The 14,843-nt window shown below is 43.1% G+C and carries 8 protein-coding genes, 1 tRNA gene and 3 rRNA genes; 8 read left to right on the forward strand and 4 right to left on the reverse strand.

Annotated features, from left to right (window positions below; genetic code table 11):
- The first annotated feature begins 84 nt into the window (after window positions 1-84).
- The 3 genes from HWV03_RS02420 (at window position 85) to HWV03_RS02430 (ending at window position 2,348) form a co-directional block, all read left to right on the forward strand.
- A complete protein-coding gene (locus HWV03_RS02420) occupies window positions 85-378 on the forward strand; it encodes an MFS transporter (protein ID WP_211675619.1) in 294 nt (97 codons plus the stop codon).
- Entirely contained in the window at window positions 372-1,595 is a 1,224-nt protein-coding gene (locus HWV03_RS02425; protein ID WP_211678315.1) for an HlyD family secretion protein, read from the forward strand. The genes HWV03_RS02420 and HWV03_RS02425 overlap by 7 nt, the downstream gene beginning before the upstream one ends.
- Window positions 1,596-1,811: 216 nt before the next feature.
- Window positions 1,812-2,348, forward strand: a complete 537-nt coding sequence (locus tag HWV03_RS02430; RefSeq protein ID WP_211678316.1) for a DUF924 family protein — start codon at window positions 1,812-1,814, stop codon at window positions 2,346-2,348.
- An 8-nt stretch (window positions 2,349-2,356) separates the two neighbouring features.
- Here the strand turns inward: HWV03_RS02430 and HWV03_RS02435 are convergent, their stop codons facing one another.
- Window positions 2,357-4,291, reverse strand: coding sequence for a methyl-accepting chemotaxis protein (locus HWV03_RS02435; RefSeq protein ID WP_255547169.1), 1,935 nt, complete (start codon window positions 4,289-4,291; stop codon window positions 2,357-2,359).
- Window positions 4,292-4,823: 532 nt separating this feature from the next.
- Between HWV03_RS02435 and HWV03_RS02440 the strand changes: the two genes are divergently transcribed.
- The 4 genes from HWV03_RS02440 to HWV03_RS02455 all read left to right on the forward strand — a co-directional run bounded on the left by HWV03_RS02440 (window position 4,824) and on the right by HWV03_RS02455 (window position 9,924).
- Window positions 4,824-6,368 (forward strand): 16S ribosomal RNA (locus HWV03_RS02440).
- Window positions 6,369-6,659: 291 nt separating this feature from the next.
- A 23S ribosomal RNA gene (locus tag HWV03_RS02445) occupies window positions 6,660-9,551 on the forward strand.
- 140 nt (window positions 9,552-9,691) lie between these two features.
- A 5S ribosomal RNA gene (gene rrf / locus HWV03_RS02450) occupies window positions 9,692-9,807 on the forward strand.
- Together the 16S, 23S and 5S rRNA genes with 1 tRNA gene alongside form the textbook arrangement of a ribosomal RNA operon.
- A gap of 40 nt (window positions 9,808-9,847) precedes the next feature.
- Window positions 9,848-9,924, forward strand: a tRNA-Asp gene (locus tag HWV03_RS02455).
- A 1,116-nt stretch (window positions 9,925-11,040) separates the two neighbouring features.
- Here HWV03_RS02455 and HWV03_RS02460 read toward each other — a convergent pair.
- Window positions 11,041-11,670: an MBL fold metallo-hydrolase gene (locus HWV03_RS02460; RefSeq protein WP_211678318.1), complete on the reverse strand. Its 630-nt coding sequence runs from the start codon at window positions 11,668-11,670 to the stop codon at window positions 11,041-11,043.
- Between the two features lie 179 nt (window positions 11,671-11,849).
- Between HWV03_RS02460 and HWV03_RS02465 the strand changes: the two genes are divergently transcribed.
- Window positions 11,850-12,224 (forward strand): SirB2 family protein, encoded by a 375-nt coding sequence (locus HWV03_RS02465; protein WP_255547021.1) that lies wholly within the window; start codon window positions 11,850-11,852, stop codon window positions 12,222-12,224.
- 98 nt (window positions 12,225-12,322) lie between these two features.
- On the opposite strand, the gene lnt is transcribed toward HWV03_RS02465, so the two are convergent.
- Both lnt and corC read right to left on the reverse strand, forming a co-directional pair.
- A complete protein-coding gene (gene lnt / locus HWV03_RS02470; RefSeq protein WP_342357631.1) occupies window positions 12,323-13,867 on the reverse strand; it encodes an apolipoprotein N-acyltransferase in 1,545 nt (514 codons plus the stop codon).
- A gap of 57 nt (window positions 13,868-13,924) precedes the next feature.
- Window positions 13,925-14,809: a CNNM family magnesium/cobalt transport protein CorC gene (gene corC / locus HWV03_RS02475; RefSeq protein ID WP_211673939.1), complete on the reverse strand. Its 885-nt coding sequence runs from the start codon at window positions 14,807-14,809 to the stop codon at window positions 13,925-13,927.
- Between the last annotated feature and the right edge of the window lie 34 nt (window positions 14,810-14,843).

Raw genomic sequence — 14,843 nt, forward strand, 5'->3', positions numbered from 1 at the left:
ATCTCATTATTGTTATTTACTTTAGGCCTAATTTGTAGGTACTAAACTAGCTAATTAAGGAATTAACCTGTGAGTTTAATATCTATGCCTTTTGTGGGCACTGGCTTTGATACGGGGTTACATATTGTTGCTGCTGTTGTGCTTATCGGAACGGTGGCTGCAGCAGGAATTGGTTTTTGGAAGTTTCATGAGGTGCCTATTCATCAGGCGCATAAAAATAGCCATCAACAATTAACCTTGATCACGACATTAACTTGGGTCGGGTTTATTTGGCATTGGGTGTGGGTACTTGCGGTGATTATTGCGTTTGTCGATGCAGAACAAGCCATTGCAAAAGTACGAGATATTTGGAAGTCAGAGGGGAATAACGCATGCTAGAAGGGTTAGCTGTCTGGGCATTCCTTATTTATCTATTACGGTTAATTGGTATGCCATGGAATAAATATTCTAAGAGCTTTGCCTATATAGGTGGATCCGCGTGGTTGTTATTCGTCTGGGTTGGTTTAATTACTTATACACCAATGGATTTGTCGGGTGGTTCATTAGTGCAGTCGCCACATATTCAGTTACGCCCTGGTTCAACGCAGGTGACCGGCAACATTAAAACGATCTATGTTAAACCGAATCAAACAGTCACCAAAGGTCAGCTTATTTATGAACTTGAAGATCAGGTTTATCAGATCGCACTGAATAAGTCTGCTGCGCAAGTGAAGAGTGCTGAAGTTGCGTTAACATCGTCATTAGATGATGTGCGTATTAATGAATCTAAATACGCGATCTCGAATAAAGAGATAAAGATCAACCTCGATCAACAAGCTGAAATAGACGTCGATATGAATTGGAAGAAGACGACATTGCAGCGCTATATTGATCAAAACAAAGTGGCTGCATTTACCATCACTGAAAGTAAGTTAGATGAGCAGAAAACTGCGGTACAAGCTGCGGAAGCTAAATTGACAGTGTTGCAATCTCAAGCTGAAAAATTACTACTAAGTGCACAACAAGCCCAGCTTAATACTATCAAATCCAAACATGCTGTGAATAGTCGTAAAGCTGATTTAGCCAATCAAACCGCAGTGTACGCACAAGCACTGTGGAATTTAGAAAATACCCGTGTGTATGCGCCAGCCGATGGTTATTTAACAAATTTTATTATTCGTGAAGGTCAATACATAGGTGCGATGCCGCGTATTCAAATGTATACCAAAGAAAAATACGTACTAATGCGTGTTAACCACCAAGCCATTCGCAATATCAAAGTTGGTCAAGGTGCAGAGTTTGCGTCTGCGGTTTACCCAGGTCATATTTTTGCTGCGGAAGTAGAAGGGATTATAGAAGCGACAGGCGAAGCGCAAGGTTCATTGCTGGCAAGAGAAACCTCAGTTCGAGTTACCACGGGACAGAATGTAATGAATAAACATCATTTTGTGCGTCTAAAACTGATTGAGACCGAGGATTATGACATTCCCGTTGGCGCTGTTGGTTTAGCCTGGATCAGTGGTGTGAAACCCATTGGTTTTCTTGGTTTCTTAGATGTTATTCGCGGTATTATTATTCGGATGAAATCACAAATATACTATTTCTACACCATGTAAATAGGTGGTTCAAATGAGAATCAAAAACCGAGTTCATTAAGTATTCGATTTTCGTCAATTCAGTCGTTAGACCGAAGTTGTATCATGCGCTAGAAATTATAGAATAAAACTGCACGTAAATGTGAGAACTGAGACCTCGGTGTCGTTATCAAGTGGGCTCAGTGATTCGCGTTAACCTATACTCAATTGGTGGGATCATTGGAGATGGGTTTAACTATGTATAAAGAAGTGATTAAGTTTTGGTTTGAAGAGGTTAATCCAGCCAAATGGTGGGTTAAGGACATTGAGTTTGATCGGATTATTATAACTCGATTTAGTGAATTGCATAAACGCGCTATTGCAGGTGAATTATTTCATTGGCGCCGAAGTGCTGAAGGACGGTTAGCAGAAATTATCATTTTGGATCAATTTTCGCGCAATATGTACCGTGATACGTCGCGTGCATTTATCTATGACAATATGGCGTTAGCGCTTGCCCAAGAAGCGATCGCGAATGGTGCAGATAAAGAACTCTCGCAGCTGCAATGCAGCTTTCTTTATTTGCCTTTTATGCATAGCGAATCATCAGTGATCCATCAACAAGCGGTATTTTTATATCAAGGTAATGATATTCAAACTAACCTTGAATTTGAATTGCAACACCAAGCGATTATTGAACAGTTTGGCCGCTATCCTCATCGTAATAATATTTTAGGCCGAGAATCGACAACCGAAGAACTGGCGTTTCTCGATACCCCTGGTTCAAGTTTTTAATGTCTAGTTTAGGTAAAGATACTTAATATCTGCTGAACTTGTGTCGATACCTGTTGCTGTGCTGACAGGGTTTTATTGCGGGTGTCTTTACTGTGATTTTTCAGCGCCTGCATTTGATCATTTACGACGCTAATATAGCTGACTTGTTGATGAGTATTATGACGACTATTTGCCGCGTTTTGTTGTGACTGTTCAGATTGCTGAATGACGCTATTAATTTGTTTGTGCATGTCCTGCGCATTATCCAACTGTTGTTGGCAGCGCTGTGCGATATGAACAATTTCATGTTCGAGTGATGTACTCGAATTATTTAATTGAGTGAGAAAACTGCTGATTTGTTCCAGTGCTTGTTGGGTTTTTTTTGACAAATTACGTACCTCGTCGGCGACGACTGCAAAACCACGTCCTTTCTCTCCAGCCCGTGCAGCTTCAATTGCCGCGTTGAGTGCTAATAAATTGGTTTGACCGGCGATATTATGAATGGAAGCTACAATAGTTTCGACATTTTCCATGTTGGTATTTAAGGCTTTAATGGCTTTTAAGCTGTCAGTTCCGGCTTGCTGTGTCTGCTGAGTCGCCAAGCTGAAATCGATAATCTGACTCGCTGCTTTATGCATTTTTTGATTCGTCTGCTGGGTTAAGTCATGCACTGACTGGGTTTCGGTATCGATTTTCTGTGCTAATTCATTCACTGCTGAGACGCCACTGCTTATATCACCAATGGTACCACTGCTTGCTTGTGAGTATTGGCTAATGGATTGGAAATCATCTTGCAGCGAATTTAACGCATGAGTCACTTGCTCTACTTGATTGAGTTTAGCTACTTGCTCTTGTTTAACGTTATCAAGTAGCTGATTAAAGTGTAAGGCGATTAAACCTATTTCACTTTTATTATCGGCAAAGGCCAGGCGTTCACGGGTATTGCTTTCAACTAGAGAGGCGAGGGCTTTATCTAGTTTAATTAACGGTTTTACGACCCAATATTTCTGAGAGTAAAACAGACTAATACCAAATAAGATCAAACTGAGTGCGATCATAGCAAGGTATAAATAGGTGCTTTGTCTTTGTGTGCTGGCATAGTCATTAACTGGTTTCTCTAGCGCTAAGATAGCGGCTTGAATATTACTGATTGCCGTTAAAACGAGTTGTTGGTTATCTGTTTGTTCAGAAAGGACTGTTTTAGTATTCAATAGTTCTTTTGGATAACGTCTAATAAGGCTATTTAGTTCATTGGTAACATCAACAATTGATATAGTTTCTTCATCTTCCTCGTCATTTAAGAAGTTATCATCTTCAATCGTTAGTTCAGTGCTGGAGTCATAATGGCGTAGTTGGGACAGTTCACTAATCAGTAGAGCGGTTTCTTTTACTACGATCAACAACTCTTGCCATTGTGATGTTTGTAACTGATTAAAGTAGCGCTGGCGTTGGTTGGTTAAATGCGCGAGGCTAGCCTGAATATCACTGATGAGGATGAGGTCTTGTTGACGTAACGGTATCTTATTTTCTAATAATTGGCGCTTTAATAGCGATAAATTGTCCGCGAGTTCTTTTTCGTTAAAATTCAGTAGCTGAAAATGATCAGAGGCAAATTTACCCGATGAACGTAAAGGACCTTCAACAAGGCCTGCAAATTGATGGAGTTCTTTGCTTAATGCAGAGGTATCAATGGCACTGGCCAATTGCTTAATTGAAGTGATTAACTGACTGATAATTTGTTCGGCCTGTTGTAAATCGGCAGTATTACCTTGTTGTAAGTAATCTGAGATTGAGTGGTTTAGTTTAATAGTGACTTGTTCTTTCATTTGCGCAAACATCGAATTTTGGTGATCAAGACGATTAAGCTGCTGGTGGCTACCGTAAAGAGTATAGGTCATTAAGAGTGAAAGACAGATTAAAGTAAGGGAACTGATTCGAGAAAGAGTCGTGATATGCAAGGTCATCATCCTGATAAGCTATCTATGTTGATACATTGCAGTCTAAAAGCGAAAGATGACAGTTATATGAATATTGTTTTGTTTATCTATGTTTAGAGTAATTACATAGATTAGTGACTATTTCTACCATTATATGATGCTGAGCTCGCTGTTAGCAGCGACGATTTTCTATAATAAGACTATTTTTGTCATTGTTCACGACTGAAAAGTCTTTAAATGTTACGTTTTGAGTGTTTTTTAGTCTACTTAAGTGAAAGTTTCATAAAACTTAGTAAATCACTTGCCAATGGAACCCTGTTGTCTATAATCCACCCCACTGACACGGCAACAGCCGCTCAGTATGTTCTTTAACAATTTATTCAAGCAATCTGTGTGAGCACTTGCAGAGATATAATGACCAAAAATTATATCAATGTAATTGTGAACATTAAATTAAATCGAAAGATTTGGTTTTATAAACAACAAACCTCGGTTTGTTGTTGAAGTACAGAATTCATTGAGCCGACTTAATCAACAACGTTGATTAGTCAAAAACTTTTAATTGAAGAGTTTGATCATGGCTCAGATTGAACGCTGGCGGTAGGCTTAACACATGCAAGTCGAGCGGAAACGAAGAATAGCTTGCTATTCTGGCGTCGAGCGGCGGACGGGTGAGTAATGCTTGGGAATCTGCCTAGTCGAGGGGGACAACAGTTGGAAACGACTGCTAATACCGCATACGACCTACGGGTGAAAGGGGGCCTCTTCTTGAAAGCTCTCGCGACTAGATGAGCCCAAGTGGGATTAGCTTGTTGGTGAGGTAAGAGCTCACCAAGGCGACGATCCCTAGCTGGTCTGAGAGGATGATCAGCCACACTGGAACTGAGACACGGTCCAGACTCCTACGGGAGGCAGCAGTGGGGAATATTGCACAATGGGGGAAACCCTGATGCAGCCATACCGCGTGTATGAAGAAGGCCTTAGGGTTGTAAAGTACTTTCAGCGAGGAGGAAAGGCAGTAGATTAATACTCTACTGCTGTGACGTTACTCGCAGAAGAAGCACCGGCTAACTCCGTGCCAGCAGCCGCGGTAATACGGAGGGTGCAAGCGTTAATCGGAATTACTGGGCGTAAAGCGCATGCAGGCGGTTTGTTAAGCGAGATGTGAAAGCCCCGGGCTCAACCTGGGAACTGCATTTCGAACTGGCAAACTAGAGTTCTTGAGAGGGTGGTAGAATTTCAGGTGTAGCGGTGAAATGCGTAGAGATCTGAAGGAATACCAGTGGCGAAGGCGGCCACCTGGCAAGTAACTGACGCTCAGATGCGAAAGCGTGGGTAGCAAACGGGATTAGATACCCCGGTAGTCCACGCCGTAAACGATGTCTACTCGGAGTTTGGTTCCTTGAGAACTGGGCTCTTAAGCTAACGCATTAAGTAGACCGCCTGGGGAGTACGGCCGCAAGGTTAAAACTCAAATGAATTGACGGGGGCCCGCACAAGCGGTGGAGCATGTGGTTTAATTCGATGCAACGCGAAGAACCTTACCTACTCTTGACATCCATAGAACTTTTCAGAGATGAATTGGTGCCTTCGGGAACTATGAGACAGGTGCTGCATGGCTGTCGTCAGCTCGTGTTGTGAAATGTTGGGTTAAGTCCCGCAACGAGCGCAACCCTTATCCTTATTTGCCAGCACGTAATGGTGGGAACTCTAAGGAGACTGCCGGTGATAAACCGGAGGAAGGTGGGGACGACGTCAAGTCATCATGGCCCTTACGAGTAGGGCTACACACGTGCTACAATGGCGCATACAAAGGGCTGCAAACCAGCAATGGTAAGCGAATCCCATAAAGTGCGTCGTAGTCCGGATTGGGGTCTGCAACTCGACCCCATGAAGTCGGAATCGCTAGTAATCGTGAATCAGAATGTCACGGTGAATACGTTCCCGGGCCTTGTACACACCGCCCGTCACACCATGGGAGTGGGCTGCACCAGAAGTCATTAGCTTAACCTTCGGGAGGGCGATGACCACGGTGTGGTTCATGACTGGGGTGAAGTCGTAACAAGGTAGCCCTAGGGGAACCTGGGGCTGGATCACCTCCTTACGTAAAGTTGTTAGTTTTTGTAAGTGCCCACACAAATTGCTTGAATAGAAAGTTGAATAGTATGTCTTACTAATAGTAAGACGCTAGTAAGCAAAGATAAGCAATCGCTTGTTTATCTTTGCTTTTTAGCAAATTGCTCTTTAAAAATTTGGAAAGCTGAATAAATAAAGAAGTTCTTAAAACACGTTATTACTTCGGTAATAACAATATAGTGTTCTTGAGTATTCTTGAGGCGAAAAAAACTAGATAATACCTAGTTATTTCAATTGTACGGTCGACTTTAGATTGTATGGTTAAGTGACTAAGCGTATACGGTGGATGCCTAGGCAGTCAGAGGCGATGAAGGACGTGTTAATCTGCGTTAAGCTGTGGGGAGTTGATAAAAAGCGTTAATCCACAGATTTCCGAATGGGGGAACCCACTCTACTTTGTAGAGTATCGTAACGTGAATACATAGCGTTGCGAAGCGAACCGGGAGAACTGAAACATCTAAGTACCCCGAGGAAAAGAAATCAATAGAGATACCCTTAGTAGCGGCGAGCGAACGGGGTCTAGCCCTTAAGCAGTTTGGAAGTTAGTGGAAGATTCTGGAAAGTTTCACGATACAGGGTGATAGTCCCGTACATGAAAACGACCTTACTGTGAAATCGAGTAGGACGGCACACGTGATATGCTGTTTGAATATGGGAGGACCATCTTCCAAGGCTAAATACTACTGACTGACCGATAGTGAACCAGTACCGTGAGGGAAAGGCGAAAAGAACCCCTGTGAGGGGAGTGAAATAGAACCTGAAACCGTATACGTACAAGCAGTGGGAGCAGACTTGTTCTGTGACTGCGTACCTTTTGTATAATGGGTCAACGACTTAATTTCAGTAGCAAGGTTAAGCGAATAGCGGAGCCGTAGGGAAACCGAGTGTTAACTGCGCGAATAGTTGCTGGGATTAGACCCGAAACCCGGTGATCTAGCCATGGGCAGGTTGAAGGTTGAGTAACATCAACTGGAGGACCGAACCGACTAATGTTGAAAAATTAGCGGATGACTTGTGGCTGGGGGTGAAAGGCCAATCAAACCGGGAGATAGCTGGTTCTCCTCGAAAGCTATTTAGGTAGCGCCTCGCGTCTAACTATTGGGGGTAGAGCACTGTTAAGGCTAGGGGGTCATCCCGACTTACCAACCCTTTGCAAACTCCGAATACCAATAAGTTCAATCGCGGGAGACACACGGCGGGTGCTAACGTCCGTCGTGGAAAGGGAAACAACCCAGACCGTCAGCTAAGGTCCCAAAGTGTATGTTAAGTGGGAAACGATGTGGAAAGGCTCAGACAGCCAGGAAGTTGGCTTAGAAGCAGCCATCTTTTAAAGAAAGCGTAATAGCTCACTGGTCGAGTCGGTCTGCGCGGAAGATTTAACGGGGCTAAACATACCACCGAAGCTACGGATGCAAGACTTGTTCTTGCATGGTAGAGGAGCGTTCTGTAAGCCGTCGAAGGTGAGTTGAGAAGCTTGCTGGAGGTATCAGAAGTGCGAATGTTGACATGAGTAACGATAATGGGGGTGAAAAACCTCCACGCCGAAAGACCAAGGGTTCCTGTCCAACGTTAATCGGGGCAGGGTGAGTCGACCCCTAAGGCGAGGCCGAAAGGCGTAGTCGATGGGAAACAGGTTAATATTCCTGTACTCACTTATATTGCGATGGGGTGACGGAGAAGGTTAGGCTAGCATGGCGATGGTTGTCCATGTTTAAGGTTGTAGGCTGTGTGCTTAGGTAAATCCGGGCGCACATTAAGGCTGAGAGCTGATGACGAGTCTCTACGGAGATGAAGTAGTTGATACCCGGCTTCCAGGAAAAACCTCTAAGCTTCAGATATAAGAGAATCGTACCCCAAACCGACACAGGTGGTTAGGTAGAGAATACTAAGGCGCTTGAGAGAACTCGGGTGAAGGAACTAGGCAAAATGGTACCGTAACTTCGGGAGAAGGTACGCCGATGATGGTGAAGGACTTGCTCCGTAAGCTATTGTCGGTCGCAGAGAAATGGTGGCTGCAACTGTTTATTAAAAACACAGCACTGTGCAAAATCGAAAGATGACGTATACGGTGTGACGCCTGCCCGGTGCCGGAAGGTTAATTGATTGGGTTAGACTTAGGTCGAAGCTCATGATCGAAGCCCCGGTAAACGGCGGCCGTAACTATAACGGTCCTAAGGTAGCGAAATTCCTTGTCGGGTAAGTTCCGACCTGCACGAATGGCGTAATGATGGCCACGCTGTCTCCACCCGAGACTCAGTGAAATTGAAATCGCTGTTAAGATGCAGTGTACCCGCGGCTAGACGGAAAGACCCCGTGAACCTTTACTATAGCTTGGCACTGAACATTGAACCTACATGTGTAGGATAGGTGGGAGACGTTGAAGCATTGTCGCTAGATGATGTGGAGTCAACCTTGAAATACCACCCTTGTACGTTTGATGTTCTAACGTAGGTCCCTTATCGGGATTGCGGACAGTGTCTGGTGGGTAGTTTGACTGGGGCGGTCTCCTCCCAAAGAGTAACGGAGGAGCACGAAGGTTGGCTAAACATGGTTGGACATCATGTGGTTAGTGCAAAGGCATAAGCCAGCTTAACTGCGAGACAGACACGTCGAGCAGGTACGAAAGTAGGTCTTAGTGATCCGGTGGTTCTGAATGGAAGGGCCATCGCTCAACGGATAAAAGGTACTCCGGGGATAACAGGCTGATACCGCCCAAGAGTTCATATCGACGGCGGTGTTTGGCACCTCGATGTCGGCTCATCACATCCTGGGGCTGAAGTTGGTCCCAAGGGTATGGCTGTTCGCCATTTAAAGTGGTACGCGAGCTGGGTTTAGAACGTCGTGAGACAGTTCGGTCCCTATCTGCCGTGGGCGTTTGAGAATTGAGAGGAGCTGCTCCTAGTACGAGAGGACCGGAGTGGACGAACCACTGGTGTTCGGGTTGTTATGCCAATAGCATTGCCCGGTAGCTAAGTTCGGAACTGATAACCGCTGAAAGCATCTAAGCGGGAAGCAGGCCTCGAGATGAGTTCTCACTGGGACTTTAAGTCCCCTGAAGGGCCGTTGGAGACTACAACGTTGATAGGCAAGGTGTGTAAGTGCTGTGAGGCATTGAGCTAACTTGTACTAATTACCCGTGAGGCTTAACCATACAAATTAAAGTATGATTAATTGAAATACGACTTAAGAATTGATTGAACACTACTATTTATCGAAAGATAGGTTTTAAAGACTTCTTTATTTATAGCTTTTCAGATTTTAAAGATACAACTTGAAAGCAAACCAAATTTGCTTGGTGACCATAGTGTTGCGGTACCACCTGATCCCATTCCGAACTCAGTAGTGAAACGTAATAACGCCGATGGTAGTGTGGGGCTTCCCCATGTGAGAGTAGGGCATCGCCAAGCGCCAAATTAAGACTGATGGAAACATTAGCACAGATTGTGCGGAGTGGTAGTTCAGTTGGTTAGAATACCGGCCTGTCACGCCGGGGGTCGCGGGTTCGAGTCCCGTCCACTCCGCCAACAACAACGAAAGCCTGAATCGAAAGATTCAGGCTTTTTTTGTGCCTGAAATTCAGGATACAAAAAATACAGATTGTTCGGAGTGGTCGTTCAGTTGGTTAGACTCTTTATAAAACCATAAGCGGCCTGTCACGCAGTGGCTCGCGGGTTGTGTTTGTAGAAAGCCGTCCGCTTTCTCTTTGCCAACAACAACGAAAGCCTGAATCGAAAACTTTTTGTTAGAAATAGAGGCTTTTTTTGTGCCTGAAATTCAGGATACAAAAATACAGATTGTTCGGAGTGGTCGTTCAGTTGGTTAGACTCTTTATAAAACCATAAGCGGCCTGTCACGCCGGGGCTCGCGGGTTGTGTTTGTAGAAAGCCGTCCGCTTTCTCTTTGCCAACAACAACGAAAGCCTGAATCGAAAACTTTTTGTTAGAAATAGAGGTTTTTTTTGTGCCTGAAATTCAGGATACAAAAATACAAATTGTTCGGAGTGGTCGTTCAGTTGGTTAGACTCTTTATAAAACCATAAGCGGCCTGTCACGCAGGGGCTCGCGGGTTGTGTTTGTAGAAAGCCGTCCGCTTTCTCTTTGCCAACAACAACGAAAGCCTGAATCGAAAACTTTTTGTTAGAAATAGAGGCTTTTTTTGTGCCTGAAATTCAGGATACAAAAAATACAGATTGTTCGGAGCGGTCGTTCGTATGAGCCGTATTCAGTTGGTTAGACTCTTTATAAAACCATAAGCGGCCTGTCACGCAGGGGCTCGCGGGTTGTGTTTGTAGAAAGCCGTCCACTCCGCCAACAACAACGAAAGCCTGAATCGAAAACTTTTTGTTAGAAATAGAGGCTTTTTTTGTGCCTGAAATTCAGGATACAAAAATTCAGATTGTTCGGAGTGGTCGTTCAGTTGGTTAGACTGTTTACCTAAAAAAGGCGGCCTGTCCCGCTGCCGAAGGCTTCGCGGGTTGTGTTTGTAGAAAACCGTCCGCTTTCTCTTTGCCAACAACAACGAAAGCCTGAATCGAAACTTTTTGTTAGAAATAGAGGCTTTTTTGTACCTGAAATTCAGAGTACAAAAAAGCCCAAGTATTTTTCTATAATACTTGGGCTAAAACCATTCCTTAATACACGTTATCTTACGTGCGGATTGGTTCTTTTTTCGTGACCGATTGTTGATGTTGGTCCATGACCTGGGAAGAATACGGTTTCTTCTGGCAATGTCCATAATTGGCCTTTGATCGCGGTCATCAAGGTATTAAAGCAACCTTGTGGGAAATCAGTTCGACCGATAGAGCCATTGAATAATACATCACCAACAATTACTTGTTTTGTTGTTACGTGATTAAATACCACGTGCCCGGGTGTATGACCTGGGGTATGCAGAGCAGTTAATTCTTGATTACCAAATGCAATAATATCACCGTGCTCTAACCAACGTTGTGGTTCAAACGGTGGAACTTCTGGAAAGCCAAACATCTGACCTTGCATTGGTAGTTTGTCTAACCAAAATTTATCCGCAATATGTGGACCTTCAATAGATACCTTTAATGCTGCAGCAAGTGCTTCAGTGCCGCCAACGTGATCAATATGAGCATGTGTTAGAAAGATCTTCTCTACCTCTACACCATGTTGCTTTACTTGGCTAATAATCTTTTCAATGTCACCACCGGGATCAACAATAGCGGCTTTATTGGTTTCAGGGCAGATTAACAGACTGCAGTTTTGTTCAAAAGGTGTTACTGGAATGACTTTAACTTGCATTGCTTATCTCTCTTGGCTAGATAGTCGTATATATAGTTGCGCTAGTTTACCGATTTGTAGGACAAGAGTATACGGTCTAAATTGTTACGCTATTGTTACTTGATGATCTGTGTCAAAACAGATTTTATATTGATGGTTATCATAGCCATTCTTATTTCTATTCTATTAACGGAATTATTATGTATCCATTATTACTGAAAGTGCATTTGGCTTTACTGTTGATTAGCCTGCTAAGTTTTGCATTACGGACATTTTGGGCGATCAAAGGTTCTGAATATATTAACAATGTAATTTTATTTAAGATCCATAAAGTACTTAACCTTGTGCTTATTTTATCTGGTTTCGCGTTATGTGTGACTATCAATCAATACCCATTTGTTGACGCTTGGGTAACTGAAAAGTTTGTGCTGTTATTTGTTTACGTTGGATTTGCGATGTTAGCGTTTAAGCCTCAGATGAACTTAAAAGTACGTCAGGTCTGTATTGCAGTTACTATGGTATTTTTTGTGACTATTTTTTATATTGCGAAAACTAAAGTTGCGTTGTTTATATAAATACTAGTGTTATCGTGATCGACGACTCATACGGAGATATTGAATGACAAAATGGCACTCTAGAGTGCCATTTTTACTTAGTCATTTACGCGATTTATTTATAAGGAGACGTTGAGCTGATTTTTCGTTTTGCTTTTCTTCGTCAATAAATGATGACTTATTACACCTGCGAATAACATAAAGGCCAGTATCAATAAGGGTGTATTACCATAACGGTTAAAAGGGGTCATCCCTTGATAAGGCGTTACTTGTGCACGTAATACGGCTTTTTCGAATTGAGCTATACGGCCCACTTCTTGACCTTGTGCATCGTAAATAGCCGTGATACCTGTATTAGTACTGCGGATAACCGGACGCTGGAATTCAAATGCACGCATTCTCGCGATCTCTAAATGCTGAGCTGGACCTATCGAGGTACCAAACCAGGCATCGTTACTCACCGTTAAAATAAAGCCTGTATCAGGCGTTACAGTGTGTACTAGGGTCTGGTTAAAGGCTATTTCATAGCAAATTGCAGTGGCAATATGCACGTTACTTGCTAATAGATTTAACTGTTCTTCACCACCACGTTGAAATGATGACATAGGTAAATTAAATAAGGGCGCAATCGGTCTTAACAGATCTTCAAACGGTACGAATTCACCAATGGGTAATAATTTGTTTTTGTAATAACGGTCATTAACAGGGGAATGACCGTCATGCTGTTCAGGTTGACCGAGTACTATCACAGCATTGTAATACTCATCAATATTATCAACACGTTGGTAGTTAATGATACCAGTGATAAGGGTAGTATTCGTTTCGCGCATTAATTCTGATACATAATCCAAATAGCTTTTCACCTGGAATTCCAATGCTGGGATGGCAGATTCTGGCCAAATAATAATATCTGCATCGGTATTCTCTAAACTTAGTTTTAAGTATTCATTGAGAATATCAGCACGCTTTTCTGGTAGCCACTTCTCATCTTGATCGGTATTACCTTGCACTAGTGCGATTGATTTTACAGCTTCAGGTGTTGTCCATTGTCGGCCTTGTAAGGCCATTGCCGACAATACGATAAGGGATATAACGGCAGCAGGCATGATGAATTTACGTTCACGATAAACATAATACAAACTGGCGGTGATGAAGCAAACAGCGACCGTAATCCCTTCCACACCGAGAATTGGCGCGTAGTTAACCAACGGGGTATTCATCTGACTATAACCAATTTCTAACCAAGGGAAACCAGTCATCACCCAACCGCGTAACCAATCTGTGATTAGCCAGATTGCAGGAAAGGCAATAAAGTAGCGTACCGAGGCTGAATGTGTGCTAAATCGATTAACGAGATAAGCACAAAGCGCGGGGTAAATGGCAAGGTAAGCACACAATAGCAGAACCAATAACCATGCGACAGGTACAGGTAAACCACCAAAATCTAAGATACTCACTGAAATCCAGTGGAGACCAGCGACAAAGAATCCAAGCCCCCACAGAAAGCCATATCCGGCGGCGTGTTTTGCTGATTTATTGTCAATGATAAAGAGTAGGAAAAATAATGAAACGTATAAGCTAATGCTGTAATCAAACGGTGCAAAAGCAAAGACGCTAAGTGCGCCAGCGAGTGGCGCACCTATTTTATGAATCAGTGATTTGATAGGTTATTCCTTTGAGCAATTTACAGCGACAAGTGGAGTAACCTGCCACTGAGACGGTTAAGCTGATTCAGCTAAGCGATTCTGTTGTGCTTCAGGTACTTTCACTTGTAATTGGATGATACGACGGCGGTCAGCTGAAATGACTTTAAATTGGAAGTCGTCAACTGTGATGATCTCACCTTGCTCTGGTAAATGACCAAATGCATGGGCAATCATACCGCCAATTGTATCAACTTCATCATCGCTAAAGTCTGATGCGAAGTAGTCATTAAAGTCATCAACTGGTGTTAATGCTTGCACTGAGAATACGCTTTTATTAATACGGCGGATGTCTTCTTGTGCTGATTCATCTTCATCGAATTCGTCTTCAATTTCACCAACGATCTCTTCAAGAATATCCTCAATGGTAACAAGACCTGATACACCACCAAATTCATCAACCACTACGGCCATATGATAGCGTTCAGAACGAAACTCTTTAAGGAGTTTATCAACACGTTTACTTTCTGGTACAACAACTGCTGGGCGTAAAATAGAAGACAGCTCAAAGCTATCTGGCGCGCCACTAAACACAAATTTAAGCAGATCTTTGGCTAACAAGATCCCTTCGATATGATCTTTATCTTCATTGACGACAGGGAAGCGCGAGTGCGCAGAGTCAATCATTATAGGTAAAAACTCTTCTACTTTTTGGCTCTTATCGATAGTAATTATCTGTGAGCGTGGGATCATGATGTCGCGTACTTTTAGTCCTGAAACTTCGAGCACACCTTCAATCATATCCTTTGTGTCTTGATCGATCAGTTCGCGATTTTCTGCATCTTGAATAACTTCTACAAGCTCTTCTCTGTTTCTCGGCTCACCTTGGAATAATTGAGAAAATTTGTCAAAAAAACCTTTTTTTGATGAACCGTTTGTCGAGTGAGGTTTGTCGCCGTTCATAGTTTGTTGTACCTAAGTTATGTAACGTTAATGG

This window comes from Moritella sp. 36 (assembly GCF_018219415.1).
In the GTDB taxonomy this organism is placed as follows: domain Bacteria; phylum Pseudomonadota; class Gammaproteobacteria; order Enterobacterales; family Moritellaceae; genus Moritella.